Source organism: Falsiruegeria litorea R37 (assembly GCF_900172225.1).
Classification (GTDB): domain Bacteria; phylum Pseudomonadota; class Alphaproteobacteria; order Rhodobacterales; family Rhodobacteraceae; genus Falsiruegeria; species Falsiruegeria litorea.
This window is the reverse complement of record NZ_FWFO01000001.1, coordinates 567,309-592,232: the sequence shown is the minus strand read 5'-3', so window position 1 is coordinate 592,232 and position 24,924 is coordinate 567,309. Positions and strand designations below refer to the sequence as shown.

The 24,924-nt window shown below is 61.0% G+C and carries 28 protein-coding genes; 10 read left to right on the top strand and 18 right to left on the bottom strand.

What is annotated here, in order from left to right:
- Nucleotides 1-80: 80 nt before the first annotated feature.
- Complete coding sequence (locus tag TRL7639_RS03005; RefSeq protein ID WP_085794303.1) at nucleotides 81-1,253, top strand: MalY/PatB family protein; 1,173 nt, start codon at nucleotides 81-83, stop codon at nucleotides 1,251-1,253.
- Nucleotides 1,254-1,255: 2 nt separating this feature from the next.
- Nucleotides 1,256-1,789: a L,D-transpeptidase family protein gene (locus TRL7639_RS03000; protein ID WP_165759736.1), complete on the top strand. Its 534-nt coding sequence runs from the start codon at nucleotides 1,256-1,258 to the stop codon at nucleotides 1,787-1,789.
- 241 nt (nucleotides 1,790-2,030) lie between these two features.
- On the opposite strand, the gene TRL7639_RS02995 is transcribed toward TRL7639_RS03000, so the two are convergent.
- Nucleotides 2,031-2,384, bottom strand: a complete 354-nt coding sequence (locus TRL7639_RS02995) for a hypothetical protein (protein WP_085794302.1) — start codon at nucleotides 2,382-2,384, stop codon at nucleotides 2,031-2,033.
- A 215-nt stretch (nucleotides 2,385-2,599) separates the two neighbouring features.
- Here TRL7639_RS02995 and TRL7639_RS02990 point away from each other — a divergent pair, with 215 nt between their 5' ends.
- Nucleotides 2,600-3,589, top strand: a complete 990-nt coding sequence (locus TRL7639_RS02990) for a glutathione S-transferase family protein (RefSeq protein WP_085794301.1) — start codon at nucleotides 2,600-2,602, stop codon at nucleotides 3,587-3,589.
- Here TRL7639_RS02990 and TRL7639_RS02985 read toward each other — a convergent pair.
- A complete protein-coding gene (locus tag TRL7639_RS02985; protein WP_085796231.1) occupies nucleotides 3,571-3,933 on the bottom strand; it encodes a response regulator transcription factor in 363 nt (120 codons plus the stop codon). The genes TRL7639_RS02990 and TRL7639_RS02985 overlap by 19 nt on opposite strands.
- 191 nt (nucleotides 3,934-4,124) lie before the next feature.
- On the opposite strand from TRL7639_RS02985, the gene cobD reads away from it, so the two are divergent.
- Genes cobD through TRL7639_RS02970 form a run of 3 tightly spaced genes read left to right on the top strand, consistent with a single transcriptional unit; the run spans nucleotide 4,125 to nucleotide 7,197 of the window.
- Nucleotides 4,125-5,090, top strand: a complete 966-nt coding sequence (gene cobD, locus TRL7639_RS02980; RefSeq protein WP_085794300.1) for a threonine-phosphate decarboxylase CobD — start codon at nucleotides 4,125-4,127, stop codon at nucleotides 5,088-5,090.
- Complete coding sequence (gene cbiB / locus TRL7639_RS02975; protein ID WP_085794299.1) at nucleotides 5,087-6,004, top strand: adenosylcobinamide-phosphate synthase CbiB; 918 nt, start codon at nucleotides 5,087-5,089, stop codon at nucleotides 6,002-6,004. Before cobD ends, cbiB begins: the two co-directional genes overlap by 4 nt.
- Before the next feature lie 29 nt (nucleotides 6,005-6,033).
- Nucleotides 6,034-7,197 carry a lytic murein transglycosylase gene (locus tag TRL7639_RS02970; RefSeq protein ID WP_085794298.1) on the top strand — a complete coding sequence of 388 codons (1,164 nt, stop codon included), beginning with the start codon at nucleotides 6,034-6,036 and terminating at the stop codon, nucleotides 7,195-7,197.
- A 148-nt stretch (nucleotides 7,198-7,345) separates the two neighbouring features.
- On the opposite strand, the gene TRL7639_RS02965 is transcribed toward TRL7639_RS02970, so the two are convergent.
- The 5 genes from TRL7639_RS02965 to TRL7639_RS02945 all read right to left on the bottom strand — a co-directional run bounded on the left by TRL7639_RS02965 (nucleotide 7,346) and on the right by TRL7639_RS02945 (nucleotide 13,576).
- Nucleotides 7,346-7,711: a hypothetical protein gene (locus TRL7639_RS02965; protein ID WP_085796230.1), complete on the bottom strand. Its 366-nt coding sequence runs from the start codon at nucleotides 7,709-7,711 to the stop codon at nucleotides 7,346-7,348.
- A gap of 55 nt (nucleotides 7,712-7,766) precedes the next feature.
- Nucleotides 7,767-8,144 (bottom strand): hypothetical protein, encoded by a 378-nt coding sequence (locus TRL7639_RS02960; protein ID WP_133057600.1) that lies wholly within the window; start codon nucleotides 8,142-8,144, stop codon nucleotides 7,767-7,769.
- Between the two features lie 46 nt (nucleotides 8,145-8,190).
- Nucleotides 8,191-11,646 (bottom strand): chromosome segregation SMC family protein, encoded by a 3,456-nt coding sequence (locus TRL7639_RS02955; RefSeq protein WP_085796229.1) that lies wholly within the window; start codon nucleotides 11,644-11,646, stop codon nucleotides 8,191-8,193.
- A gap of 114 nt (nucleotides 11,647-11,760) precedes the next feature.
- Nucleotides 11,761-12,324: a hypothetical protein gene (locus TRL7639_RS02950; RefSeq protein WP_085794296.1), complete on the bottom strand. Its 564-nt coding sequence runs from the start codon at nucleotides 12,322-12,324 to the stop codon at nucleotides 11,761-11,763.
- A gap of 34 nt (nucleotides 12,325-12,358) precedes the next feature.
- The gene (locus TRL7639_RS02945; protein ID WP_085794295.1) at nucleotides 12,359-13,576 is read right to left on the bottom strand and encodes an aminotransferase-like domain-containing protein; all 1,218 of its coding nucleotides are present in this window, start codon (nucleotides 13,574-13,576) and stop codon (nucleotides 12,359-12,361) included.
- Nucleotides 13,577-13,750: 174 nt separating this feature from the next.
- On the opposite strand from TRL7639_RS02945, the gene TRL7639_RS02940 reads away from it, so the two are divergent.
- Nucleotides 13,751-14,521 (top strand): FadR/GntR family transcriptional regulator, encoded by a 771-nt coding sequence (locus TRL7639_RS02940; protein WP_085794294.1) that lies wholly within the window; start codon nucleotides 13,751-13,753, stop codon nucleotides 14,519-14,521.
- Nucleotides 14,522-14,828: 307 nt separating this feature from the next.
- Here the strand turns inward: TRL7639_RS02940 and TRL7639_RS02935 are convergent, their stop codons facing one another.
- The 6 genes from TRL7639_RS02935 to TRL7639_RS02910 all read right to left on the bottom strand — a co-directional run bounded on the left by TRL7639_RS02935 (nucleotide 14,829) and on the right by TRL7639_RS02910 (nucleotide 18,743).
- Nucleotides 14,829-15,389, bottom strand: coding sequence for a F0F1 ATP synthase subunit B (locus TRL7639_RS02935; RefSeq protein WP_085794293.1), 561 nt, complete (start codon nucleotides 15,387-15,389; stop codon nucleotides 14,829-14,831).
- Nucleotides 15,390-15,394: 5 nt separating this feature from the next.
- Nucleotides 15,395-15,940, bottom strand: a complete 546-nt coding sequence (locus tag TRL7639_RS02930; protein WP_085794292.1) for a F0F1 ATP synthase subunit B' — start codon at nucleotides 15,938-15,940, stop codon at nucleotides 15,395-15,397.
- 86 nt (nucleotides 15,941-16,026) lie between these two features.
- Nucleotides 16,027-16,251: a F0F1 ATP synthase subunit C gene (locus TRL7639_RS02925; RefSeq protein WP_011048925.1), complete on the bottom strand. Its 225-nt coding sequence runs from the start codon at nucleotides 16,249-16,251 to the stop codon at nucleotides 16,027-16,029.
- Between the two features lie 48 nt (nucleotides 16,252-16,299).
- Nucleotides 16,300-17,055, bottom strand: coding sequence for a F0F1 ATP synthase subunit A (locus TRL7639_RS02920; protein ID WP_085794291.1), 756 nt, complete (start codon nucleotides 17,053-17,055; stop codon nucleotides 16,300-16,302).
- A 3-nt stretch (nucleotides 17,056-17,058) separates the two neighbouring features.
- On the bottom strand, nucleotides 17,059-17,400 hold the full coding sequence (locus TRL7639_RS02915; protein ID WP_085794290.1) for an AtpZ/AtpI family protein: 342 nt from the start codon (nucleotides 17,398-17,400) through the stop codon (nucleotides 17,059-17,061).
- 392 nt (nucleotides 17,401-17,792) lie between these two features.
- Nucleotides 17,793-18,743: an SDR family oxidoreductase gene (locus tag TRL7639_RS02910; RefSeq protein WP_085794289.1), complete on the bottom strand. Its 951-nt coding sequence runs from the start codon at nucleotides 18,741-18,743 to the stop codon at nucleotides 17,793-17,795.
- Between the two features lie 170 nt (nucleotides 18,744-18,913).
- On the opposite strand from TRL7639_RS02910, the gene TRL7639_RS02905 reads away from it, so the two are divergent.
- The gene (locus TRL7639_RS02905) at nucleotides 18,914-19,807 is read left to right on the top strand and encodes an AraC family transcriptional regulator (RefSeq protein WP_085794288.1); all 894 of its coding nucleotides are present in this window, start codon (nucleotides 18,914-18,916) and stop codon (nucleotides 19,805-19,807) included.
- Between the two features lie 2 nt (nucleotides 19,808-19,809).
- Here the strand turns inward: TRL7639_RS02905 and TRL7639_RS02900 are convergent, their stop codons facing one another.
- Nucleotides 19,810-20,715 (bottom strand): LysR substrate-binding domain-containing protein, encoded by a 906-nt coding sequence (locus TRL7639_RS02900; RefSeq protein WP_085794287.1) that lies wholly within the window; start codon nucleotides 20,713-20,715, stop codon nucleotides 19,810-19,812.
- Between the two features lie 353 nt (nucleotides 20,716-21,068).
- Between TRL7639_RS02900 and TRL7639_RS02895 the strand changes: the two genes are divergently transcribed.
- Complete coding sequence (locus TRL7639_RS02895) at nucleotides 21,069-21,410, top strand: ArsR/SmtB family transcription factor (protein ID WP_085794286.1); 342 nt, start codon at nucleotides 21,069-21,071, stop codon at nucleotides 21,408-21,410.
- Nucleotides 21,411-21,674: 264 nt separating this feature from the next.
- Here the strand turns inward: TRL7639_RS02895 and TRL7639_RS22865 are convergent, their stop codons facing one another.
- The 4 genes from TRL7639_RS22865 to TRL7639_RS02880 are packed head-to-tail and all read right to left on the bottom strand — an operon-like array spanning nucleotide 21,675 to nucleotide 24,176.
- Nucleotides 21,675-21,890, bottom strand: a complete 216-nt coding sequence (locus tag TRL7639_RS22865) for a hypothetical protein (protein WP_133057599.1) — start codon at nucleotides 21,888-21,890, stop codon at nucleotides 21,675-21,677.
- A gap of 45 nt (nucleotides 21,891-21,935) precedes the next feature.
- A complete protein-coding gene (locus TRL7639_RS02890) occupies nucleotides 21,936-22,391 on the bottom strand; it encodes a GNAT family N-acetyltransferase (protein WP_085794285.1) in 456 nt (151 codons plus the stop codon).
- A complete protein-coding gene (locus TRL7639_RS02885) occupies nucleotides 22,384-23,301 on the bottom strand; it encodes a DMT family transporter (protein WP_110647135.1) in 918 nt (305 codons plus the stop codon). The genes TRL7639_RS02890 and TRL7639_RS02885 overlap by 8 nt, the downstream gene beginning before the upstream one ends.
- Nucleotides 23,298-24,176, bottom strand: coding sequence for a LysR family transcriptional regulator (locus TRL7639_RS02880; protein ID WP_085796228.1), 879 nt, complete (start codon nucleotides 24,174-24,176; stop codon nucleotides 23,298-23,300). The genes TRL7639_RS02885 and TRL7639_RS02880 overlap by 4 nt, the downstream gene beginning before the upstream one ends.
- 134 nt (nucleotides 24,177-24,310) lie before the next feature.
- Here TRL7639_RS02880 and TRL7639_RS02875 point away from each other — a divergent pair, with 134 nt between their 5' ends.
- Nucleotides 24,311-24,892, top strand: coding sequence for an FMN-dependent NADH-azoreductase (locus tag TRL7639_RS02875; RefSeq protein WP_085796226.1), 582 nt, complete (start codon nucleotides 24,311-24,313; stop codon nucleotides 24,890-24,892).
- The last annotated feature ends 32 nt before the right edge of the window (nucleotides 24,893-24,924 follow it).

Genomic DNA, 24,924 nt, shown 5'->3' with positions numbered 1-24,924 from the left:
AGACGGCCCATCCGCAACGCCCCCCTTGCGCCCACCGCATTTCCAGCTAGCCTGCCGCGCGACTAGCGAAGGAGAGCGTGATGAATTTCGACGACCTGATCGACCGCCGTGGAACCCACAGCACCAAGTGGGACATGATGGAAGATCTTTATGGTGTATCTCCGGAAACCGGTCTGTCGATGTGGGTCGCCGATACCGAGTTTCGCGCTCCAGACGCGGTACTGACCCAAATTCACGCGCTGGCTGATCAAGGCACGCTTGGGTACAGCACCATCGACGGCCCCTATCGCGAAGCCATCCAGTGGTGGATGCAGACCCGCCACAATTGGCAGATCGAGCGCGAGGCGATCTTTACCACGACCGGCCTGGTGAATGGCGTGGGCATGTGCCTGGACACGTTTACCCAACCGGGTGACGGGATCGTCCTTTTCACTCCCGTGTACCACGCCTTCGCCAAGGTCATCCGTGCGGCGGGCCGAACGGTTGTCGAATGCCCTCTGGTCAACAAAAACGGCCGTTATGAGATGGATTTTGCGGCCTATGACGAAATGATGACCGGGGCGGAAAAGATGGTGATCTTGTGCTCGCCCCATAATCCTGGTGGCCGGGTCTGGACGCAAGAGGAGCTGCAAGGCGTCGCCGATTTCGCAAAACGCCACGACCTGATACTGCTGTCGGACGAAGTGCACCACGATCTGGTTTATGCCGGGCACAAACACATCGCCATGCAAAACGCCGACCCGTCGATCACCGACCGGCTGCTGATGCTGACGGCACCGTCCAAGACCTTCAACATCGCCGGTCTGCACACAGGCCAAGTGATCATCCCCGATCCCGACCTGCGCGCGCGCTTTGCGGCCCGCATGGCAGCGCTCAGCCTTGCGCCAAACTCGGTCGGACAATTCGCAACAGCGGCGGCCTATTCGCCCGAAGGGGCCGAATGGGTCGAAGCTCAGGTGGCATACCTGGACCGGAACCGGCAGATCTTTGACGCGGCCATCGCCAATATCCCGGGGCTGTCCTCGATGAAGCTCGAATCCACCTATCTGGCCTGGATCGATTTCGCCGACACCGGCATGCCGCGCGAGGAGTTCACGAACCGCGTCGAGCAAGACGCCCAGATCGCGGCCAACCATGGCACCACTTTTGGTTTGGGCGGCGAAAGCTTCCTGCGGTTCAATCTGGGCACGCAACGCTCGCGCATCGAAGAGGCCTGCAACCGCCTGGCCCGCGCCTTCGGTGATCTGCAGTAACCATGTTGCGGCGGGTCCTCTGGACCATTCTGGCGCTGGTTTTGGTGACCGGCGTCAGTGTCATGCTGTGGGACCGCTTTGCGCCGCGTCCGCCACCACCGCCCCTGGCATTGGATGTTGATCGGATCGACCATATCCTGATTGAGAAGTCGGAGCGGCGTCTGACCGCTATGGTCGACGGCCAGGTGGTCATGCAGGTGCCGGTGGCGCTCGGGTTCGCGCCTGAAGGGGACAAGGTGCAGGAAGGCGACGGCAAGACGCCTCTGGGTGATTTCATCATCGACCGTCGAAACCCCAACAGCGCGTTTCATCTGTCCCTTGGTCTGAACTACCCGCGACCACAGGACATCACGCGGGCCAAGGCAGACGGCGTGGACCCCGGCAGCGACATCTTTATCCACGGCCAACCCAACGGCATCGTCGGCATTGCGCTGCCGGGCGACTGGACCGCAGGCTGCATCGCCATCGGTAACGCCCAGATGGCACGGCTCTGGTCCGTCACCCCCATCGGCACCTCGGTGGAAATCCGCCCCTAAATCGTAACCCTCCCGCCCGTCGATCAGGCATCAAAGATGCCCTCCTCCCGTTGGGCCGGGCCTCGCTTCGCTCGGCAGTTGGCACTCTGTGCTACCTGGTTCGCTCAAGGTCGAAACATCGACCACAAGCGATGACGCGCCGAGCCGGTAGGCGAGGCGCCCGGCCCAAGGCCGTTAGCGGGGCTGACGCAGTCAGGTCTGCTCGGGCGCGGGAGCCCCCCCCGCCCAACCAAATCACAGGTCAGCCGTCCTTGCCCAGCAAGGCAATCGGCGCATCCGGCTCGCGGTAGAAATCCAGCGGGGCCTTGTCTGCAGCCACCGTGTTGCGCTTGAACTCATAGCGCATTTCGCCCGCCTCATCCTCGGAGGCGATAATCAAACACTGATAGAGGTGATTGGCCCCGTCATACAAATCGACCAGCCCGCGCAGCCGCGGCGTGGTCTCGGCCTCGACCGCGAACCCATCTTTCCACAGACGCAGGACCTTGAAATACTCCTGCCCCATCTCAACCCGAAGACGGCTGGCCTTTTTCAAGCTGGCAATCCGGGCCGCATTCAGGCCATCGCTGATCTCTTTCGACACATAAGTGCTCATGCCGTTCCCTCCAGACGAACAACACCCAGCCTCGCCGGTATGGTGTCAAAATCAAGATAAGTTTTTATGACTTTGTGATTCCAGTTTCAGCGTTGCCGCGAATCCTCAGCCCCCTCCACTGTGCAGCGATGCAGAGATGTTGCGCGCTCAAACCCATGTGCGTCTGCGACCTCGAGCACTAACATGGAGGTAAGCAATCAATTCGGAGAACACTCATGGGCCTGCTCATTGACGGCACTTGGCATGACCAGTGGTATGACACCAAATCTCACGACGGCGCATTCAAACGCAGCGCAGCGCAGTTCCGCAACTGGATCACCGCCGATGGCGCGTCAGGCCCTTCAGGGACTGCAGGGTTTTCCGCGGAAACCGGACGCTACCACCTGTATGTCAGCTATGCCTGTCCGTGGGCCCATCGCACACTGATCTTTCGGCAGCTCAAGGGCCTTGCCAATCACATCTCGGTCTCGGCCGTGCACCCGGACATGCTGAACCAGGGCTGGAGCTTTGAGGCTGACGATCACGGCGCAACCGGTGATGACCTCTATGGTCTGACCCACGCGCATCAGATCTATACCAAGGCTGATCCCACCTATTCAGGTCGCGTCACGGTGCCGATCCTGTGGGATAAGGACCGCGAAACCATCGTGTCGAACGAAAGCTCGGAAATCATACGCATGTTCAATTCGGCCTTTGACGGGCTGACCGGCAATTCCGACGACTATTGGCCCGCCCCCATGCGCGATGCCATCGAAGAGGTCAACGCCCGCATCTATGACACGCTCAACAACGGGGTTTACAAGTCCGGCTTTGCCACAAGCCAAGCAGCCTATGACGCCGCCGTGCATCCCCTGTTCGACACGCTCGACTGGCTCGAAGAGCGCCTGTCTATTAACCGCTACCTGATGGGCGACACGCTCACCGAAGCCGATTGGCGGCTGTTCACGACGCTGATCCGGTTTGATCCGGTCTATCACCTGCATTTCAAATGCAACCGCAATCGGATCGTCGATTATCCAAACCTCTGGGCCTATACCCGCGAACTCTACCAGTGGCCGGGCGTGTCAGAAACGATAAACATGGAGCACATCGTGCGTCACTATCACTACAGCCACAACAGCGTGAACCCGCATCGCATCGTGCCGATCAACCCGGTGATCGACTACCTCGAGCCGCACGGCCGCGATCAGCGCACCGCTGCGTAGTGTTCGACCATCGCCGCCAGATCCTCTGGCGGCGTGCTGCTCTGCACATAGGCGCAGGCGTTCGGACTGTGGGCAAAGATTGACCCATCCGAGAAAAAACTGGTGTTGGTCACAAAGATGACCCGCGCGTCAGGGCGGCGGTAACTGGCAAAATCTGCAACGGCCAAGGCACTGCCGCCATCCAGCACCAGATCCAGCACGATGATTTCGAAATCTGTTCCGTATAATGCCAGAATCGCCTGTTCTTGCGAGTTCACCAGCGTGACCTCGGCCCCTTGCCGTTCAAGATGGCGTTTCCACAGCACTCCCAGATCTGGGTTGCCTTCAACAATCAGAACATTCATCGCAGACATCAGGCACGTTCTTTATGCAGATTTTGTGCCTCTCCCCTTTCCAACCGTGATCTTTCTTTTCCCTTAACAAACTCTTAACACAATGCGATGCGAGTGCAGGAATATGCTCCGCGCTTGTGTATCCGGCAAAATTCCGCTTGAACCGAATCTGACCCATCATACCGCAAAATCGGACCCGTGGCATGGCTGACCCTATCGACATCAACCCTCGCGCCAAACGCGACCACGGCGGTGGTCTGGCTGCGGCGCGCGCGCAGTTCGGCGGCAAGCCTCAGGACTGGATCGACCTGTCGACAGGTATCAATCCTGCGCCCTATCCGGTCGAAGGTCTGACCGCGCAGGACTGGGCCGCCCTGCCCGATCATGATGCATTTGAACGGCTGGTCCAGGCCGCCCGCTCGTTTTGGCAGGTGCCCGATGGGGCCGCCATCTTGCCGGCCCCTGGCGCCTCAGCCCTGATTGCCCGACTCCCCATGCTGTCACCCGCTGCCCGGATCGAGATCACGCCACCCACCTACAACGAACACGCTGCCGCATTTGCCGCTCAGGGCTGGCAGGTTTCTGATCAAGCCCCCGCCGAGGCCCGCGTTCTGGTGCACCCAAACAACCCGGACGGGCGGCTCTGGTCCCAGGAAGATGCCAAGGGCCACAAACTGACGGTCATCGACGAGAGTTTTTGCGACGTCACGCCCGAGTCGAGCTTGATCCATCTGGCCGAGGCAGAAAACACCATCATCCTGAAAAGCTTTGGCAAGTTCTGGGGGCTGGCCGGTCTACGTCTTGGTTTCGCCATCGCCCGGCCCGAAATCATCTCGCGGCTCAACGACATGACCGGACCCTGGGCGGTGTCGGGGCCCGCGCTGCGCGTCGGGACCCAAGCCCTGCAGGATTGGGCTTGGGCTGAAGAGACTCGCGTGGCCCTTGCGTGCGAAGCAGACCGGTTGGACGCCCTGGTAACAGCCAAGGGTGCAAAGGTTGCTGGCGGCACCTCGCTCTTTCGCCTCTACCACGTGGACAACGCCAAGGCCTGGCAAGACCGGCTGGCAGAAAAGCACATCTGGAGTCGCATCTTCCCCTATTCCGACACTTTCCTGCGCCTGGGCCTTCCGCCTGCTGACCGCTGGGACCAGTTGGAGAACGCCCTATGACGCCTTTTGTCCTTGCCTCGGCCATGTTGCTGGATGCCGCCTTGGGAGAGCCCGATTGGCTCTGGTCGCGGCTACGTCACCCTGCTGTGCTGATGGGGGACTGCGTCGGCTGGCTTGAACAGCGTCTGAACAAGGGCGACAATCGCCGCATCAAAGGTGCGGCGGCTGTTGTTGTCCTGACGCTTGGGGCTTGGGGGCTGGGACTGTTGCTTTCGGCCCTTGGTCCGGTGGTCGAAATCCTGTGTTGTGCGATCCTGTTGGCGCATCGCTCGCTGGTTGGTCACGTTCAGGACGTCGCTGATGCCCTGCGCCTGTCGGTCAGCGACGCCCGCCACATGGTCGCCCGTATCGTCAGCCGAGATACCCAGGACATGACCGGCCCGCAGGTGGCGCGCTCTGCCATCGAAAGCGCATCTGAAAACCTCAGCGATGGGGTAGTGGCACCCGCTTTCTGGTTCCTGATCGCGGGCCTGCCGGGGTTGTTGATGTACAAGGTGATCAACACCGCCGACAGCATGGTAGGCTACCGCAACGATCGGTTCCTGCACTACGGTTGGGCTTCGGCCCGCTTTGATGATCTGCTCAACCTGATTCCCGCCCGTCTGACCGGTCTGCTGATCGTCGTCCTGTCCAACCAATGGTCCAAAACAGCAGAGATCATCGAGGACGCGCAACGCCACATTTCGCCCAACGCCGGTTGGCCCGAGGCCGCCATGGCCCGTGCCTTGAATGTGGCGCTGGCTGGCCCACGCAGCTATCACGGCCAGATCCGCCACCTCGCCTGGGTCAACGAAGGCGCGCGTGAAGACATCGGCGCGCGCGAGGTCGAGCGCGCCGTGAACATGCTCTGGCAGGTCTGGGCGCTGTGCCTGGGTCTGGTGATTGCCTGCCTCGTGGTGATGCTGATAGTGTGATCCAAACAACCATTGGACACACTGATTTCATGAAACTTTCCCACCTTCTGGCCGCCCTGATCCTGCTGCCCGGCGCAACCTTTGCGCAATGCGGCGGCTCTTTTTCCAGCTTCATTTCCGGCCTCAAGTCCGAAGCACAGGCACAGGGATTTGACGCAGCAACCACCGACCGCTTCTTTCAGGGCGTAAGCCAGGACCAAAAGGTACTACGCGCAGACCGGGCACAGGGCGTGTTTCAGAAACCCTTCATCGAATTTTCCCGCCGCCTGATCTCGCAAAACCGGATCGACCGGGGCCGTGCAATGGGTAAGAAGTACGATGCCGTATTCGACCGCATCGAAGCGCAATACGGCATCTCTCGCGGGGTGCTGCTGGCGTTCTGGGCGTTCGAGACCGATTACGGCTCTTTCCAAGGGGATTTCAACACCCGTAACGCCCTCGTCACGCTCGCTCATGACTGCCGCAGGCCCGAGCTGTTCCGGCCCCAGATCTTTGCCGCGCTGGAACTCTACGCCAAGGGAAATTTCGATCCCGCCCGCACCACAGGCGCCTGGGCCGGTGAAATCGGAATGGTGCAGATGCTGCCCCGTGACATTCTGGAGAACGGTGTAGATGCGGACGGCGATGGCGTCGTTTCGTTGAAGACATCCGCCCCTGACGCGCTGACCTCGGGTGGTAAAATGCTGTCTCATCTGGGTTGGGCAGCTGGCCAGCCCTGGCTGCAAGAAGTCACAGTGCCCGCCAGTATGGACTGGTCGCTGAGCGGACCTAAGAAACCACGCGCCCTCTCCGAATGGCGGGCAATGGGTATTCAGGCGCGCTCAGGGTCGCTTGCGGACCTTCCCGCCTCGCTGATCCTGCCGCAGGGGCACAAAGGCCCAGCCTTCTTGGCCTATCCGAACTTTGACGTCTATTTCGAGTGGAACCAAAGCTTTGTCTACGTGCTTACAGCGGCCTATTTCGCCACCCGGTTGGAAGGCGCGCAGATCTATGAAGCAGGCAATCCCGATCAGGGGCTGGACGGCGCACAAATGAAGCAACTGCAACGCAAATTGCAAGCACGCGGCCACGACGTGGGCAAAGTCGACGGTATCCTGGGCGCGGGCACCCGTGCCGCCGTCCAGGCCGAGCAGGCCCGCCTTGGCCTGCCTGCTGACGCCTGGCCGACCCCTGCGTTGCTAGCGAAGCTCTGAAAATGACCGGCAGTCTCTGACTCCGGGGAGGCTCCCTCCCGTTGGGCCGGGCCGAAGGCGAGGCGCCCGGCCCAAGTCCGCCAGCAGAGCTGACGCAGTCAGGTTTGCTCGGACGCGGGAGCCCTACGAGTCTGCTGAAGCGCCGAGACTACTTCCCGGCTTCCGGGCGCACCGGATACCGCTCGCCTTTTTCGGTGATCAGAACCAACCGCCCCTTGCTGTGAACAAACAGATCACAGCGGTTGAACCCGTTGCGAAAGGCGGTGCAGATGCTGCCATCTTCGACCACCTCAAACGTGCCAAAAGCCGTGCCCCCGCCATTTTCGGCGGAATAGGTATAGGAGTACGCTCCACCGGCTGAATACCGTGATTGCCCATCGTCGTAGAATGTCAAAACCCGCCCTTCGAGCGCGCTCACTTCGGTTCGTGTCAAAGGCACATCCCCCTGGCGCAAACGCCATTCAGCTGCCGATGCAGCGCCAGAGAGAAGAAGAAAGATCAATAGATATCGCATGGTCCGATCTTGCCGCGCCATGCTCCACCTTTGGAATCACGTTCGGGTGAACGGCTCAGGGGCGGATGCCGAACTCGAAAATCAGGGGCAAGCGGCCTTTGTTCTGCCGCCGCACCAGCTTGACCTCATCCTTGTCGATCTGAATGTCACATTCCCCCGGCTGGCTGGGCAGGTTGACGCAGATATGCCCTTTCCAATGCAGCTTGACATTCCCGCTCACGGACACGCCATCCCCGAACCGATCAGCAAGTTCACCGCCGCTCAAGCCGCCCTCTTCCGGCTCATACTGCATCTGTTGCAAACCGGACACTGTGCCGCTTTCGGTTGCAAAATCCGTTCCGAAACGAGAGGCCCCGATGCGCCATAACGCCAATTCATCCGCAAGAGCGGGAAACGCCAAAACCATGATAACAAAGGCATAAACGATACGCATGTCGCCAGCGTAACAGACAGTTGCCGCTTTTTCTACCAAAGCGTGATCAAGCGACCAGAGATTCCGCTTTCTTCAAATCGACAGACACCAACTGGCTCACACCCTGCTCCTGCATGGTCACCCCGAACAGGCGGTCCATCCGTGCCATCGTCACCGCGTGGTGGGTGATGATCAAGAACCGTGTATCGGTCTGGCGGCACATCTCGTCCAGCAGATCACAGAACCGCGTGACATTGGCATCGTCCAACGGAGCGTCGACCTCATCGAGCACGCAGATCGGCGCCGGGTTCGCCAGGAACACCGCAAAGATCAACGCCATCGCCGTCAGTGTCTGCTCGCCGCCAGACAACAGCGACAATGTCGACAACTTCTTGCCCGGCGGCTGGCACATGATTTCCAGCCCTGCATCCAGCGGGTCCTCGCTTTCGACCATCACCAAATTGGCCTCGCCGCCACCAAAGAGGTGTTTGAACAGCATCGCAAAGTTCGAATTCACCTGCTCAAAGGCGGTCAGCAGGCGCTCACGCCCCTCGCGGTTCAGGCTGGCAATGCCGTTGCGCAGGGTCTTGATCGCTTCTTCCAGATCCGACTTTTCGGCCAGCAAAGTGTCGTGCTCTTCCTGCACCTCGCGTGCGTCCTCTTCAGCGCGCAAGTTCACCGCGCCCATGGCGTCGCGCTGCCGCTTGTGGCGGTTGACCTCGGCCTCAAGTGTTTCGGCATTGGGCATCTTGTCGGGATCCACGTCCAACTCATTGAGAAGCTGGTTCGGCGTCAGCTGCTGATCCTCGGCAATCCGCTCGGCTGCCGCCACAACGGTTTCGCGCGCTGCCTCGGCCCGAGCTTCTGCCGCAGCCCGCGCCTCGCGCGCCTCGGACGCCAGCCGCTCGGCCTCGCGTTCGGCCAACATTGCCTCGCGATGGGTCGCCTCACCCACGGCCAAGGCGTCGGCGGCCAGCTTGCGGCGTTCCTCGGCGACCTCGGATTGTTCTGCCAGCTCTTCTCGCGCTTCGGCAATCTCGCTCGGGACCGACATCGCCTCGGCCAGATCTTCCTCGGATGTTGCCTTACGCTCGACCAATTCCGCGATCCGCTTTTCCGCCGTATCCAAACGGTGCCGCCAACCGCTGATGTCCTTGGTCACCTCTTGCGAACGTTTGGTGCGCGCATCCCCCTCGCGCCGCAGCTCATCATGCGCAGACCGATGCGTCAGCATGGTAATCCGGGCTGCCTCGACCGTCTGTTTGATGTCCTCGACCTGCTGACGCGCTGTATCCAGATCCCCCAGCTCGGACAAAGCCTTTTCGGCCTCTCGCATCTGCACCCGCGCAGACATGGCATCCTCTTTGTGCCGGTCCACGGCCAATCCCAAAGTCTCAAGCCGCCCCTGCGCCAGGTTGCGATCAGCTTCGGATTTCGACAGTGCCCGCGCGGCTTCGGCCACGCGCTGATCGGCAGCGCGGCGCGCCTCGCGTGCGCGGCGGTCTGCCTCGGTCACATCCGCCAATTGCTGCGACAGCGACTCATGTGCAGCCTTTGCGCCCTCGGCCCGTGCCGTCACGCGCTCCAATTCCTGTTTGAGCGCCTCGAGCCGGTTCAGCTGTTCCAACCGCATCGCCGCGGCGCTTGGCGCATCCTCGGCCCAGGCGCGGAACCCGTCCCACCGCCACAGATCCCCCTCGCGCGAGACCAGCCGCTGCCCCGGTTTCAACGCCGCTTGCAACCGCACGCCTTCATCACCGCGCACAATCCCGATCTGTGCAATTCGACGGCTCAGGCGGTCCGGCCCCGACACATGCAGCGCGAGCGGTTCTGCGCCCTCGGGCAACGCTTGATCCCCGTCATATCCAGGCACCTGCACCCAGCCAGACGGACCCTCATCCTCGACCAAGGGCGCGCGCAAGTCATCCGACAGCGCCGCACCAAGGGCCTTTTCATATCCCGGTGCCACGCGCAGCAGGTCCATCACCTGCCCGCCTTCGGCCGTGTCCCGCGCCACCAGCTTGGCCAGCGCCGTGGTCTCGGCCCGGATCGCGCCAACCTCGCCCTCGGCCTCGGACCGCTGCGCGCGGGCCTCGGACTCGCGCGCTTGCGTCTCGGTGCGCAGCTCGTCCGCGGCTGCCAGAGCTTCCTCGGCCGCCTCCGCTGCCTCGGTTGCCTCTTCCTCGGCGTCCAGAGCCTCGCCATAGGCATCCACCGCCTGCTCCAAAGCCATCTCGGCCTCGCTCACGGCATCGCGGGCCCGGGCCTCTTCGCCTTCGGACCGCTCCAGTGTTTTCCGGCTGTCATCCACGAGACGCTGAGCCGACTGATGGCGCGCGGCCAGACGGGCGACATCCTCGGTCATCTGAGACAGGTGATCCTCGCGCTCTTGCAGTACGCTTGCCGCCTCGCGCGACACTTCGGCGGCCTCGGCCAGCTTGTCGGCCTGGCCTTCGCTGGCTTTGGCAAGCTCGCGCGCCTCCCACTCCAACCGTTCGATGGTGTCGCCGGCGTCGCGGTTCAAACCCGTCTCGCGTTCGATATCCTGGCCCAGTTGGTTGATCCGCGCTGTCAGCGTCTCAATCGTCTGGCGGGCACGGACCTCTTGGTCGCTCAGCGCATCACGCTGCACCTGCATCCGCTGCAGCACGGCTGCGGCAATCGCCTCTTCCTCGCGCAGGGGTGGCAGGGCCTCCTCGGCAACTCCGCGCGCCTTGGCTGCGGCCCGCGCCATTGCCTCGGCCTGCGCGGCTTCGGTCGTGCGCCCACGCAGCACTTCTTCGGCGCTCAGCCGCGCCTCATCCGCCTCTTTCCAGCGGCGATAGAGCAGCATCCCCTCGGCCTGCCGCAGCAATGATCCAATCTCGCGATACCGCGCCGCCTGCCGGGCCTGCCGCGCCAATTGGCCTAGCTGCGCCGCCAATTGCTCCAACACGTCATCCACACGGGTCAGGTTGGTCTCGGCGCCCTTCAGCTTCAACTCGGCCTCATGCCGCCGTTGATACAGGCCAGAGATCCCCGCCGCCTCTTCCAGGATACGCCGCCGCGCCTTGGGTTTGGCGTTGATCAGCTCCGAGATCTGCCCCTGCCTCACCAGCGCCGGCGAATGCGCCCCGGTAGAGGCATCAGCAAACAGCATCTGAACGTCGCGCGCCCGCACGTCCTTGCCGTTCGTCTTATAGGCACTCCCTACGTCACGGGTGATCCGGCGAATGATCTCCAGCTGGTCGCTGTCATTGAACCCCGAAGGCGCCAAGCGTTCGGAGTTGTCCATCAACAGCGACACTTCGGCAAAGTTGCGCGCGGGCCGAGTCGCGGCGCCTGCAAAGATCACATCTTCCATCCCGCCGCCGCGCATGGCCTTGGGACGGTTTTCCCCCATCACCCAACGCAAAGCTTCCAGCAGATTGGACTTGCCGCAGCCGTTTGGCCCGACGACTCCGGTCAGCCCGTCGGCGATCACCAGATCGGTCGGGTCGACAAAGCTTTTAAAGCCGGTCAATCGGAGTTTGGTAAAGCGCAAACGGCAGGCCTTTGGTGATTCCTTATCCCAACCAGCCTGCGCAGCCATTTGCGACCTGTCAACGCTGACGCCACCCTATCTAGACCGGCGATCCGTGTTATCCACAAGATATTGCTACTGTGGGTCGCAAGTCATATCCGTTCGACCGTCTCCTGACGCGGTGATCCACGTGACCTGCTCACACTCCAAAGAGGGGTACTTGAACTTGGGATCGCCGCCATAAGGCTCACAGGTGATGTTCGTCCAAATCTCGGACCCGTTTGAGAATGAGGTCGAGTTCCACTCGTGACATTCATACTGTGGCTTGCCCGAGTTGGAGGCATTTTTCTGCGCCTCTCCGGCCACGATCTTGTCGGCCTCGGCAATGAACGCCTGCGCCTGCGCCGGATTGCAGCCTTTGACGCCCCAAGTCACAAAGCGGCTGACGCGGTACACCTTGGCAATGGGACAACCCGACAGCTTTCCCATCATCTGCTCAAGCGCCACGTAATAGGCATCCGCGTCGTGCAGGTCCGACACCCGACGACGCGCCTTGACCACATCATCATTGATCTGCAGTTCAACAGCATAGCCACCGACATTCAGTTTTTGCACCGGCTCACCATCCGTGAACCCCGCCTCGGGCGGGGCGCAGGCGACAGCCAGACAAAGGGTGGCAAAAGCAAGGAACCGGATCATGCTGCCACCCTCGGCAGGAATGGTTAACAATTCCTTAGTCAGACAGAGCCCGACGCAGAACCGCGCCCAATCTGGACACCCCTTCGACAATCGCCGCCTCTCCTGAGTTGGAAAAGCTCAACCGGATCGTGTTGATGCCTGATCCATCGGCAAAGAACGCTCCACCGGGCACAAAGGCCACTCGTTCCTCGCGGATCGCACGGTCCAGCAGCGCGGCCCCGTCCATGCCCTTGGGCAGGGTAATCCAGACAAACATGCCACCTTCGGGCTTTGTCCATTCGACGCCTTCTGGCATATGATCGGCCAAGGCGGCCAGCATCGCATCCCGCCGCGCGCTGTAGGCTGCACGCAAGTTGCTGACATGCCGGTCAAAACAGGCTTCGGCCACACCATGGATGGCCAACTGGTTGATGGTCGGCGAATGCAGATCCGCCGCCTGTTTCATCAGCACTAGTTTCGCGATCACAGGCTTGGCCGCCACGATCCAGCCCACGCGCAACCCAGGCGAAAGGGTCTTGGAGAACGACCCGCAATAGATCGTCCGGCACGCCTCCAGATCGCCCTTCTGAGCCAGTTCCATCGCCAGGATCGGCTGGATCGCCTCGCCGTCATAACGTAATGCCTGATAAGCTCCATCCTCGATGATCGCACAATCCAGCGTCTCGGCCATGTCCAGCAGGCGCGCGCGCCCCGCCGCATCCACCGTCTCGCCCGTTGGGTTCGAGAAATCAGCCGACAGGTAGGCGAACTTGACCCGCCCGCCCGCAGCCTCGGCCCGCTCAGCATAGTCGGACACACCATGATTGACGCCCAGATCCAGCCGATCAAATCGCGGCTCGTAAGCGTTGAACGCCGCCAAGGCCCCCAGATACGTCGGCCAGTTGACCAGAGCCGTGTCCCCCGGCGACAACATCAGCTTGCCCAGGTAATCCAACGCCTGCTGCGAACCGGATGTGATGAGGATGTTGTCCACATCACAAGGCACCCCAATGCCCGCCATGTGCTCCGCCAGCCATTCCCGCAACGGCAGATATCCTTCGCTCACCGAATACTGCAACGCCTTGGCCTGATGCTCGGCATCCAGCGCCTGTGCATAGGCGGCCTGAAACGCCTGCGCCGGGAACAACGCCGGATCCGGAATGCCCCCCGCAAACGAGATGATGTCGGGCTGGTCCAGCAGTTTCAGCAACTCGCGGATTTCCGACGCCTTGAGCCGGTCGGCGCGGGTTGCGAACATCTCCTCTAGCTTCATTTGTCTCTCTCCTCCAAAACTGCGGGCCAGCCTAGGCAGACGTTGGGTTAAGTCAAACATGCTGACCTTTGTTACATCAATTGTGATCAGTCAGCCTCTCTGACCTTTCCCCGCTTGCAGCCACGCTACAGCCGTGGTCATATGTTTTGACCAATTTGAACGAAGGCCCCGGTCATGCCCTTTCAGAAAGTCCAGCCCGAGAAACTGTCGACCTCGGTGGTGCGTCAGATTGAACTGCTGATCCTGCGCGGTATCCTGCGCCCGGGCGAACGTCTGCCATCGGAACGCGAACTGGCCGACAGGTTGGGCGTCTCGCGCCCCTCGCTGCGTGATGCCATTGCCGAGCTACAGGAGCAAGGACTGCTGACCGCCAAGGCAGGCTCGGGCGTTTTTGTGGCCGAGGTTCTGGGCAACGCCTTTTCGCCCGCGCTCACGCGGCTGTTTGGCGCCCATGACGAGGCGATGTTCGACTACCTCTCGTTCCGGCGCGACATTGAAAGTCTGGCGGCCGAACGTGCGGCGCGACTGGGGTCGGACAGCGACCTCAAGGTGATTCAGGCGATCTTTGACAAGATGGTCGTGGCCCACGGCTCTCCGGGATCCGACGAGGAAGCTCGGCTGGACGCCGAGTTCCACATGGCCATCCTTGAGGCGAGCCACAACGTCGTGATGCTGCACATGATGCGGTCCATGTTCGATCTGCTGCGCGCGGGTGTCTTCTACAACCGACGCATCATGTTTCACCAACAACACACCCGCGCCTCAATCCTGGACCAGCACCGCGCCATCAACGACGCCCTGCAGGCCCGCGATCCCGTCGGCGCCAGGGCCGCGGTTGAGGCACATCTGAATTTCGTCAAACAATGCCTGTCCGACCAGCAGATCGCCGAACGCAACGAAGCCATCGCCCGGCAAAGGTTGGAACACGAAACCGGGCAAGGTTAACCCCGCACCCAATGTGGATCAAAGAATCGGGGGCGCTCCCGCACCCGAGCGATCCTGGCTGCGCCAGCCCCGCTAACGGCCTTGGGCCGAGCGCCGGGCAAAGCCCGGCGCGGTTTCGCTTGGGGCATCTGGTTCGCCACACGCGCCACACGCCGAGCGCAGCGAGGCCCGGCCCAACGGGAGGAGGTTTTTCGCCAGAAAAATTGACGACGGGCGGGAGCCCCCCCCCCTTTCTTGCCCAAACGGCAGCCACAAAAAAACCCGGCCTCAAGGCCGGGTTCTTTCAAATCATTCAGGCGCGGTCTGCTTAGTGCAGCTTTGCGTCCACTTCGGCGATGGCCGCGTCGATCAGCTTGTTGCCTTGCGCTGCGGTCATCTGCTTGGCGATCACCTCGTTTGCCGCCGAAACGGCGATGGTGATGGCCTGGTCGCGGACCTCTTTCACAGCCGAGGCCTCAGCCGATGCAATCTGGTCCTGCGCAGCGGCCAGACGGCGTGCAATCGATACTTCCAGATCGGCCTTGGCCTGCTCTGCTGCCAGAGAGGCGTCTTCTTTTGCAGCAGCCACAATAGCAGCGGCCTGGTCCTGCACCTCTTTCTGCTTGCGCTCATACGAGGCCAGCAGGGCTTGGGCTTCATCACGCAGCGCGCGGGCTTCATCAAGCTCGGACTGAATGCCCTGAGCGCGATTGTCCAGCGCACCGCCGATCATGCCGGGCACCTTGAAGTAGAACAGCACCCCGATGAACACCAGAAAGCCCAGTGTCACCACAAAGTCGGTGTTGCCCAGCGACACGAACGGACCGCTTGCGGCAAGCGCGGGGCTTGCGACGCCAGCTGTCAGGATAAGGGCGAGAGTGTTACGCATGGCTCTTATCCTTTCATCCGGGCGTCGATCGCACCTGCGATACCAGCCTCATCCGCCTGACCGCCCAGTGCGGTCACGATCTCGCCTGCGGTGTCCTTGGCAACGGCCTGAATGCTGTCCAGAGCACCGGCACGGATCTCGGCAATTGCCGCTTCCGATTCAGCTGCCTTGGCGGCAATCTCGGCATCCGCCTTGGCGATGGCCACATCCAGGTCAGCCTGGATTTCGGCGCGTGCCTCGGCTGCGATGGCCTGTGCTTGCGCACGGGCATCTGCCAGAGCCTTGTTATAGGCTTCTTCCGCTTCAACCGCTTTGGCTTTCAGGTCCTCGGCGGCAGCAATGTCGTTTGTGATGGTGCCCTGACGTTCAGCCAGGATAGCACCGATGCGCGGCAGAGCCACACGCGACAGGATCAGAAAGATCACGACCAGCGTAATGACGAGCCAGAAGATCTGGTTGCCCATCCACTCTCCGCAGAGCTGGGGCATGCCGACCGCGCTGCCGTACGAGTCGACGCAGGCGCTGACGAAATCTGTTGTCTCAGTTGCCATGTCGGTCTCCTTGGAAACTTAGCTTACATTGGGCAGCGCGAACGTGTCGAACTGCCCAACCGTAAGGATGTCGGTTCCCGAAGGTCTTAGACGGCAAACATCAGCAGCAGAGCGACCAGGAATGCGAAGATGCCCAGAGCTTCTGCGAACGCGATACCGATGAACAGGGTCGCGGTTTGCGATGCGGCGGCCGAAGGGTTGCGCAGAGCGCCGGCCAGGAAGTTGCCAGCCACGTTACCAACACCGATAGCGGCTGCGCCGGAACCGATTGCTGCCAGGCCTGCGCCGATGTGTGCGAGATCGCCTTCCATGAGAATTCTCCTTACGATTGGAAGTTTCGATTTTAGGGGTTCAGAACCTTAGTGCGACGGATGCAGCGCATCCTTCAGATACACACAGGTCAGAATTGTGAATACGTAAGCCTGGATAAAGGCCACGAGGATTTCCAGGCCGTACATGGCCGTGATCGCCAGAACGGAGACCGGAGAGATGACGGTGATTGCGGCAAAGCCAGCAAACACCTTGATCACCGCGTGACCCGCCATAACGTTACCAGCAAGACGGATCGAGTGGCTGACGGGGCGCACAAAGTACGAGATCAGCTCGATCACGGCCAGGATGGGACGCAATGCCAGCGGCGCGCTCGACACCCAGAACAGGCCCAGGAAACCGGCACCGTTGATGACGAAACCCAGAATGGTCACGGTCAGGAACACGGCCAGAGCCAGCACGGCGGTTACGGCAAAGTGCGACGTCGTGGTGAAGGACATCGGCAAAAGGCCAAGGAAGTTGGCGCTGACGATGAACATGAAAAGCGTCATGATGTAGGGGAAGAACTTCAGGCCGTCCTTGCCGCAAACGTCCTCGACCATCTTGTAGATGAAGCCATAGGTCAGTTCCGCGATCGACTGGCCGCGGCCGGGGACAATGGCACGCTTCGACGTCGGCAGAACCAGCAGGGCAATCACGGCCACAATGGCCAGGGCCAGCCACAGGGTCACGTTGGTGATGGTGAACATGCCAACTGCGCCGTCGCCAAACAAGGGTTTGACGATGAACTGATCCATCGGGTGGAAAACCAGGCTGCTGCCTTCTGCGGTCGAATCGCTTGCCACGATCTAATCCCTCTCGTTCTTCTCGGCGCCGGTGTCTTGCTCGGCGGCCAATGCCTTGTCCTGAACCTCTTTCGCGCTGCGCATCATCGTCTTGATGCCGGCGGCAAGGCCCAACAGTGTAAACAGCACCAGGAATATCGGGATGGTCCCGAACAGGTAATCCAACCCGTACCCAATGCCAAAGCCGATCCCGATGCCGGCCGTCATTTCGATGACCATCCGCCAGGCAAGCTCGCCATGGGAAAAGCCCCGATCTACACGCTCGGTCGGCTCGTTCGCCTTTTTCACCGTCGCGATCCGCGCCTCCAGCTGCGACAGGCGCTGCTTTTGGTCTTCTTCGGTCACGGGTGAACCCCTCACGTTGTCTTGGGGTAGGTGCTAAGGCCGAGGGGGTTCAGAGTCAACGACAGTTATGCCGCAGCCAATACCGCATTAAGGCGTTGTTTTTATTTTATAAAAAACACACCCTAGAGTCTTGCTGCGTGGGCCTTCAACCGCAAAACCCCCTGAATTCACCCGATTTCCATATTCAACCAAAAGGTTGATTAACGCATATCCAACCGAAGTTTGCCCCGCGTCCGCAAGTTGCAGACACAGGCTCATCACCATTTGGTCGCCCCAGACGCTCATTTACCGACAGGGGGATAACCGCCCCCGTCAAACGGGCATTCCAATTTTCTCGCCCACAAACAAGACCAGCGAGTAACTGCTTACTGCTGCGCCGCTTTAGGGGCGGCTCACAGACCCCACGTGAACCCTGTTTCCGTTTCGGTCAGGTCCCAAAGCCTGACCATGACTGCCTTTTCATAGGCTTGTGGGTGCAGAGTCCCCCTGCCAACTGGACCAACGAATTCCATTCGGCCAGTTGGACCATAGAGCGCTCGCTGCTCCAATCCTTTTTCAGTGGCGCACATGACTTCGGGCCACGACCCTCTTTCTGCCGATTGCACCATGGGCGACAGAGACATCAGGCCAAACAGGATCCGTGTCATCAGATTGCCGCTGGTGGAGATCAGGGATGTTCGCGAAGAGCCAGGATGGCAGACGTAAACCTCCACGTCAGTTTTGCCCGCAGCCGCCATCCGATCCTGCAATTCAAACGCAAACATCATCTGCGCCAGCTTACTTTGTGAATAGGTCTTGTTCTGGTGATAATTCTTGTCCCAGTTCATGTCGTCGAACTGGATTGTCTTGATGCCCATGTTGTAACCAAGACTGCTCACGACGACGATCCGGCCCTGCGACCCTTCGATCCGATCGAAAAGCAGACCGCATAGCAGGAAGTGGCCGTAGTGGTTCGTGCCGAGCATGCTTTCATGCCCGTCTTCAGTGAATTTCTGGGTTGGCACCTGCGCTATGGCGGCGTTGCAGATAAGCACATCGATCCGTGGAACGGTTTTCAGCACCTCCGATGATGCCGCGCGGACGCTCGCAAAGGACGCAAGGTTCATGTGAACAAAACTCACCTCTGTCTCCTCGCCAAACTCAGTCTTCAGCTCCGCAATGGCGGCTTGCGATTTCTCTACCGAGCGGTTCAGCATCACCACCTTCGCCCCCTTGTTCAGCAGCGTACGCGCCGCCTGAAACCCCGCGCCCGCATTGGCCCCGGTGATAAGATAAGTCTGTCCAGTGAGGTCACCAAGGCGATCTGGCGTCCAACCGTTTGGCCCGTATGTGGTGTCCGGCATTGTCGTGCTCCATCTTTGCGTCAGGGTCGGAACCGCGCGACGTGTGGCCCCAATCTGAGTATGCAGATAACTCTCGCAGGCCCTATCAAATAGGCGAGATCGTCGCGATTTCTTGCCTGATTGTATCAAGGCGGTTGTGAAGGTTCATCGCACCCCCTTACAAAGCTCATATGAGCAAGGATCGGATCAGACAGCTAATCGCTGACCAAACCGACCGGGACGGATTAACCGAAACGGGCATAGAGGGCGTGCGTCTGTTTCGAGCCACGCAAGCCATTCCTTGCGTCCCGGCCGTATATGATCCCTGCGTCGTGGCCATTGTCAGTGGTGCAAAGGAAGCGGTTCTGGATGGGCAGAGATTCCTCTATGACGAGCGTCACTATCTGTGTTGCCCAATGTCGTTACCGGTCAAGGCCGGCACGCCGTCCGCTACAACAAAAGACCCGCTTTACGGCGTTCTTGTTTCACTAAATCAGCGTGTAATGACCGAAATCACTTTGGAAATGGCGTACGCCCAAAGCGCCCTGCCTTCGGCCAAGGGTGAACTGCGCGCACAAGGAATCAAGCTGGCGAAGTGGGACGTGGCATTTTCCGAAGCGTTGCTGCGGCTGCTGCAACTTGACGCCAACGAAACCGATAAGGCCGTCCTCGGGCAGGCGCGCTTGCGAGAACTGCTCTACGCCATTTTGAAAGGCGAGGCTGGTTACTTCGCCCGCCAGGCTTTTGGCGCAGGAAATGCCATCGCGCGTTCTATCGCGCATGTGTCGTCCAATTTGGACGTACAGACCTCGATTGATGACATGGCAAGCCGAGCAGGCATGAGCCGGGCTGTTTTTCATCGGAAGTTCAAACAGGCCACGACGATGACTCCTATCCAGTTCGTGAAGTCGATGCGCTTGAGCAACGCCGCTATGAAGATCGCGGGCGGCATGACGGTCAATCAAGCAGCGATGGACGTCGGCTATGTGAGCCCGTCACAATTCAGCAGAGAGTTCAAACGCATGTACGGTCAGTCTCCAAGGCAATGGAGCGATGCTCAAATCCTACCGATGGGAGCCTCCTAGGGTCAGGCATTATAACCGGAACAGGGCCATCCTCGCAGGTCCGCCGTCTCCTCCAGAAGCCATTCTCGAAAAGCGCGCGCGGCCTTGTGTCGGCGGGCTTTCGTGCTTTGCACAAGCCGCATGGCACCATCGCGAAACCCCACGTCAAAGCAGCGGATCAACCGTCCGGCGGCGAGATGCCCAGCGACGCAGTCCCCAGCCCCCAGATAGACACCCAGACCTTGCAGCGCCGCCTCGAACGCCAGCTCGGTTTCCAGATGTTTGCGCGGATCGGGCACCTCGCCCGGCGCCAATCCCGCCAACTGCCCCCACCGATCCCAGATGCCCGCCCCGCGATCCTTGAACCGGCGATATTGCAGCACTTCGCGCGGATCGCGCCACCCCTCGGGCCGCAGATCCGGCGCGGCATAGACATGGAGCGGCGTGTCACTGATCAGGTCGGACGGCGCGTCCAGCACACCCCGAAAGGCGAACCGCAAAGCAATGTCCGCCTCATAGCGGTCCACATCCGCCAACGCATTGGTCGCCTCGACATGTACCTCGACATCCGGAAAGACAGCATAAAACCGTTTCAACCGCGGCATCAGCACCTTGAGCGCGAAGAGCGGCTCGCTGCTGACGGTGATCCGGCCTTCAGGGGCCTCGCCCAGATCCTCGGTTGCGTCCGAGATCAGATCAAGCGCGACAGTCACCCGCGACAGGTAGTTGCGCCCCTCGGCCGTCAGCTCCAACCCGCGCGGCAGATCCCGAAACAAGGCAACGCCCAATCGGTGCTCGAGCCCCCGCACATGCCGACTGATCGCCGAATGGCTGACATTCAGTTCTTCGGCGGCACGGCTAAAGTTCTCGTGGCGACCAGCAGCTTCAAAGGCGCGCAGGGCATTCAGGGGCGGTAAGGGGCGGCTCATGCCTGATTTGTGAGTTTTTTGCACATAAGATGTCAAGCAATTGAAATTGTGAAACGTCGATCAGACGCCCATATCCGTAATACAGTAAGGACAAGAGGTGCCCCATGACCGCAATAGACGCAATCCGCCCCGCAAAACCAACCATCAATTTTTGGCACACAGTATCCCTGTGGCCCTTTGCCATGCGGCAGGCACCTTCGTGCCCGATGCCGCCAAGCGACAGGTTGGCACGCGATGCCGGGCTCTCGCCGACTGAACGCGAGCTCTTGACGTTGCAATGGCCGTCGCAGACGACACGCCATCCGATGCTCTGAACCCTTTCCGGGCGGCAATTCTCAGGCTATGACCAAGGCATGAGCGACCAACTTGATGCCGTCTTTGCCGCCCTGGCCGATCCCACCCGCCGCACGATCCTGTCGATGCTGCTCGAGGATGACATGGCGGTGACGGATGTGGCCGAACCCTTCGAGATGTCGCTGGCCGCCATCTCGAAACACCTGACCATCCTGACCCGCGCCGGACTAATTGCCCAAGAAAAGCGCGGACGCGTGAAATGGTGCAAACTGGAGCCGGATGCGATGCGGGCGACCAGTGTCTGGATGCAGGGGTTCGGTCAATTCGAACCGGTCAACCTGGATGCGTTTGAGCGGTTTCTTGAAGAAGAGCTTTCCGACCAGGATGCCCCCCCAACCTGACCCGCCCGCATCCCCGCCCTGCGCTGACGCACCCTGCTCGCCCCAGGCGCCACCGCGCCGGGCGCAGCCCGGCGCCCGGCCCAACGGGAGGACGTTTTACGGCAGAAAAATTGACGACGGGCGGGAGCACCCCGCCGACACCGAACCGCAACCACAGGAATCGGAGCACTCCCGCCCCCGTTTCATGCCCTGCCGGGCCCTCACGGCGTTGGGCCGGGCGCCTCGCTGACGCGAGGCGCGTCACCGCAGAACGTCAGGCCTGCATCAGGTCGCAAACGGGTCGCAACGTCCCGCCAGCCAATCCCCCAGCACCTCTGCCTGGCATTCCACAGCATAAAACGGTGCTGGCAGGCCCGTTTCCTCCTCAAGGCAACAGGCCAGCCCTTCGGTCACCGGGTGTCCACTGCAGGTCTCGGAATGGCTGGTTCCGCGCGCGATGGCCCGCGCGCAAGGGTGCAACTCATACCCCAGGACCGTCAATGCACACTCACACAGCAATCAAATCCCGGACCACACGGCCAGAACTCAAAGAACCCGCCGCAACCGCGGCCCGACCTCTTCGAACCCTTCGCGCCGATAAAACGCCAAGGTCCGCGACCAGCCGGGCTGTGGCGGCGCGCCGACCTCCAACCGTTTCCAGCCGCGCTCTTGTCCAAAACCCTGTGCTACCTGCACCAGCAGCCGGGCCACCCCGGCAGAACGCCACTCAGGCGCGACATACAGCTCGGAAATCTCGCCGAATACGCCACCTGCGTAAATGGCCGCGCATTCGTTGAGCACCAGCACACCAACGGCCTCATCCCCAACAAACGCCAAAAATGCCGTCACCGAAGGCAGCGCCAGCACCGTTTCGGCACTCTTGCCAACAGCAACAGGATCAACCGGCGCCCCATCCAGCTCGGACAACAGCGCCGCAATCAGCCGCGCCACAACCGATCCCTCGTCCGACCGGGCCACTCGGACCAAAGGCGTTTCACACATCATCCGACCCTTTCGCAACCGTCGCCGGTGCTTTGCCCACATCCAGCAACATCCACAACGCCACAACTGTCAACGCCACCCCGCCCAGGACCAGACCGGTGGGCGCGCCATGGCCCAGCGCGATCTCCCATACGATGACCCAACTGGGCGTCAGATAGGTATAGGCCATGACCTTTGCCGCGGGCAGGTGCAGCGTCGCAAATTGCAGCAGAACAAAAGTCGCGGCACTGGCAAAAATCGCCACGTAGAAGATCGTGATCCAGACCAGAGGCCGCAATGCCGCCCAATCGGTAGCCCGAATGTCATCCCATCCGTAAATCCACAACAACACGCCGCCCGCCAGCAACATCCCAAAGGTAAAGACCACCGCAGGCTCTCCCCGGTTCAGCTTGCGCACCATCGGCGTGTAAATCGCATGTGCGGCACAGCCCCAGAAATAGATCACCTCGCCCTGGCCGATCTCAAACGCGCGCAATGCCGTCAGATCGGCGCGAAAAATCACCCACAGCGCCCCAGCGCCCCCCACGGCCAAAGCCAGCGCCATCCAGGGCGTCGTCACCTGCCTCAGCAGCACCCAACCTGCCACTGCCGCCATCACCGGTGTCAGGGTGAACACCGCCGCCGCACTCACCGGTGGTGCAGTCTTGAGCCCCTCGAACATCAGCACGAAATAGGTAGCAAAAAGCCCGCCCAGCACCAGATACCGCCAGGGCGCCTGCGCGGCGCTGCGTGGAATGCCGGTTGTGGCCAGGGCCGCCACCCCGATCACCACCGCTGCGATCACAAAGCGCACCGCGTTCAGGGCCGTTGGCGCAATCTCGTTGGCAACCAAGCCGCCCAGCGAAAAGCTCCCCGCGACCAGAGCCGAGAAACACAGCATCGCCAGATGCCCCCGCAGGGGCAGTGTCAGATTTCCCACGACTTGGATCGCTCTTTGAGGAACTTCAGGAACGCCTGCACCTTGGTGGTGCGATGCAAATCCACATGCGTCACAAGCCACAGCTTGCCCGACCACTCGGGCATCGGATCTGCCACCTGCACCAGGTCGGGGTGCTGTGCTGCAACCCAACGCGACATAAAGCCGATCCCCGCGCCCGCCCGAATGGCGGCATGACCTGAAAAGATATCTGTGCAGCGAAAGGTAATCTGATCCTCGGACACCTGGTTGCGCAGCCACCGGTAGAACGGCGCGCGGCTGCTTTCGCTGTCGTGCCCAACAAAAACATGCCCGTCAAAATCATCGACCCCGGACGGCAACCCATGGCGCTCGACATACGATCTGCTGGCATAAAGCCCCATGGTGTCAGACACAAACGGCTGCACCACATTATCGGGCTGATCCGGTGCCGCACCGGCACGGATGGCAACATGCGCCTCGCCGTATTCCAGACGGAACACCCGATCCCCGGTCAAATAGCGCACCACCAATTCCGGATGCATTTCCTGAAACGCCGCCAGCTCTGGCACCAACAAAGGCCCCACAGCGGCCAACGAGGTCACCACCAACTCGCCCGAGACATCGTCACCTTGCCCCTTGAGCCGCCCGACCAGTTGATTGAACTGATCCTCGGTCGCCTGCGCCACCCGCAGCAGGTCCGATCCGGCCTCGGTCGGCGTATAGCCACGGGCATGACGCTGAAACAGCTTGATCCCCAAACGCGCCTCGATCGAGTCGATATGACGGATCACGGTCGCATGGTGTACGCCCAACACTTCGGCCGCACCACTGACAGTCCCCATCCGGGCCACTTGAAACGCTGTGCGCACCTCATCCCAATTGTCCATGACACCTCCGCTGACACTGCCCACCAATGTGCAAAAACAAACAAAACTTGTTCAACTATGGCAATTGCGTTCGAATTTGCAACGTCTATGTCCAATGGAACAGTTCCCGCAACCGCCTTCAAGGACAAACGCTCATGACCTCCACTGTTCTGCACATCGACACATCGGCCCGCCGCCAGGGCTCGGCCACCCGCGAACTGACCGACCAGATCGTCAAACAGATCGCACCTGCCCGCATCATCCGCCGTGACCTGGCCACGCCGCTGCCCCTGATCACCGAGGACTGGGTCAACGCCAACTTCACCCCCGCCGACGCGCGCAACGCCGAGCAGCAAGAGCTGCTGTCACTGTCCGATCAATTGGTGGCCGAGATCAAGGATGCCGACACCATCGTCATCGGCCTGCCCATGTACAATTTCGGCGCCCCGGCCAGCTTCAAGGTTTGGGTCGATCTGATCGCCCGTGCCGGTCTGACGTTCCAATACACCGCCGAAGGCCCCAAAGGCCTGCTGAGCGGTAAACGCGTCATCGTGGCCGTGGCCACAGGCGGCGTGCCGCTGGGTTCGCCGGTTGATCACCTGTCGGGCTACATCCGCCAGATCATGGGCTTCATCGGCCTGACTGAAGTGGAATTCGTCGCCGCCGAGGGCATGTCCACCGACCCCGAAACCGCCCTGCAAGCCGCCCGCGATGCGGTGGCCAAGCTGGCGGCCTAATCTGAACTTCAGGCACCGATCCGTCGCCTCTT

What these genes read in the sequence shown, in the direction of transcription:
- TRL7639_RS02985 (WP_085796231.1), bottom strand. Translation starts at nt 3,933, where the DNA reads ATGAATGTTCTGATTGTTGAAGGCAACCCAGATCTGGGAGTGCTGTGG.
- TRL7639_RS02875 (WP_085796226.1), top strand. Translation starts at nt 24,311, where the DNA reads ATGACCTCCACTGTTCTGCACATCGACACATCGGCCCGCCGCCAGGGC.
- TRL7639_RS02940 (WP_085794294.1), top strand. Translation starts at nt 13,751, where the DNA reads ATGCCCTTTCAGAAAGTCCAGCCCGAGAAACTGTCGACCTCGGTGGTG.
- TRL7639_RS02880 (WP_085796228.1), bottom strand. Translation starts at nt 24,176, where the DNA reads ATGGACAATTGGGATGAGGTGCGCACAGCGTTTCAAGTGGCCCGGATG.
- cobD (WP_085794300.1), top strand. Translation starts at nt 4,125, where the DNA reads ATGGCTGACCCTATCGACATCAACCCTCGCGCCAAACGCGACCACGGC.
- TRL7639_RS02895 (WP_085794286.1), top strand. Translation starts at nt 21,069, where the DNA reads ATGAGCGACCAACTTGATGCCGTCTTTGCCGCCCTGGCCGATCCCACC.
- TRL7639_RS02900 (WP_085794287.1), bottom strand. Translation starts at nt 20,715, where the DNA reads ATGAGCCGCCCCTTACCGCCCCTGAATGCCCTGCGCGCCTTTGAAGCT.
- TRL7639_RS02995 (WP_085794302.1), bottom strand. Translation starts at nt 2,384, where the DNA reads ATGAGCACTTATGTGTCGAAAGAGATCAGCGATGGCCTGAATGCGGCC.
- TRL7639_RS02970 (WP_085794298.1), top strand. Translation starts at nt 6,034, where the DNA reads ATGAAACTTTCCCACCTTCTGGCCGCCCTGATCCTGCTGCCCGGCGCA.
- TRL7639_RS02910 (WP_085794289.1), bottom strand. Translation starts at nt 18,743, where the DNA reads ATGCCGGACACCACATACGGGCCAAACGGTTGGACGCCAGATCGCCTT.
- TRL7639_RS02945 (WP_085794295.1), bottom strand. Translation starts at nt 13,576, where the DNA reads ATGAAGCTAGAGGAGATGTTCGCAACCCGCGCCGACCGGCTCAAGGCG.
- TRL7639_RS03005 (WP_085794303.1), top strand. Translation starts at nt 81, where the DNA reads ATGAATTTCGACGACCTGATCGACCGCCGTGGAACCCACAGCACCAAG.
- TRL7639_RS02930 (WP_085794292.1), bottom strand. Translation starts at nt 15,940, where the DNA reads ATGGCAACTGAGACAACAGATTTCGTCAGCGCCTGCGTCGACTCGTAC.
- TRL7639_RS02965 (WP_085796230.1), bottom strand. Translation starts at nt 7,711, where the DNA reads ATGCGATATCTATTGATCTTTCTTCTTCTCTCTGGCGCTGCATCGGCA.
- TRL7639_RS02925 (WP_011048925.1), bottom strand. Translation starts at nt 16,251, where the DNA reads ATGGAAGGCGATCTCGCACACATCGGCGCAGGCCTGGCAGCAATCGGT.
- TRL7639_RS02905 (WP_085794288.1), top strand. Translation starts at nt 18,914, where the DNA reads ATGAGCAAGGATCGGATCAGACAGCTAATCGCTGACCAAACCGACCGG.
- TRL7639_RS02960 (WP_133057600.1), bottom strand. Translation starts at nt 8,144, where the DNA reads ATGCGTATCGTTTATGCCTTTGTTATCATGGTTTTGGCGTTTCCCGCT.
- TRL7639_RS02990 (WP_085794301.1), top strand. Translation starts at nt 2,600, where the DNA reads ATGGGCCTGCTCATTGACGGCACTTGGCATGACCAGTGGTATGACACC.
- TRL7639_RS02890 (WP_085794285.1), bottom strand. Translation starts at nt 22,391, where the DNA reads ATGTGTGAAACGCCTTTGGTCCGAGTGGCCCGGTCGGACGAGGGATCG.
- TRL7639_RS02950 (WP_085794296.1), bottom strand. Translation starts at nt 12,324, where the DNA reads ATGATCCGGTTCCTTGCTTTTGCCACCCTTTGTCTGGCTGTCGCCTGC.
- TRL7639_RS02935 (WP_085794293.1), bottom strand. Translation starts at nt 15,389, where the DNA reads ATGCGTAACACTCTCGCCCTTATCCTGACAGCTGGCGTCGCAAGCCCC.
- TRL7639_RS03000 (WP_165759736.1), top strand. Translation starts at nt 1,256, where the DNA reads ATGTTGCGGCGGGTCCTCTGGACCATTCTGGCGCTGGTTTTGGTGACC.
- cbiB (WP_085794299.1), top strand. Translation starts at nt 5,087, where the DNA reads ATGACGCCTTTTGTCCTTGCCTCGGCCATGTTGCTGGATGCCGCCTTG.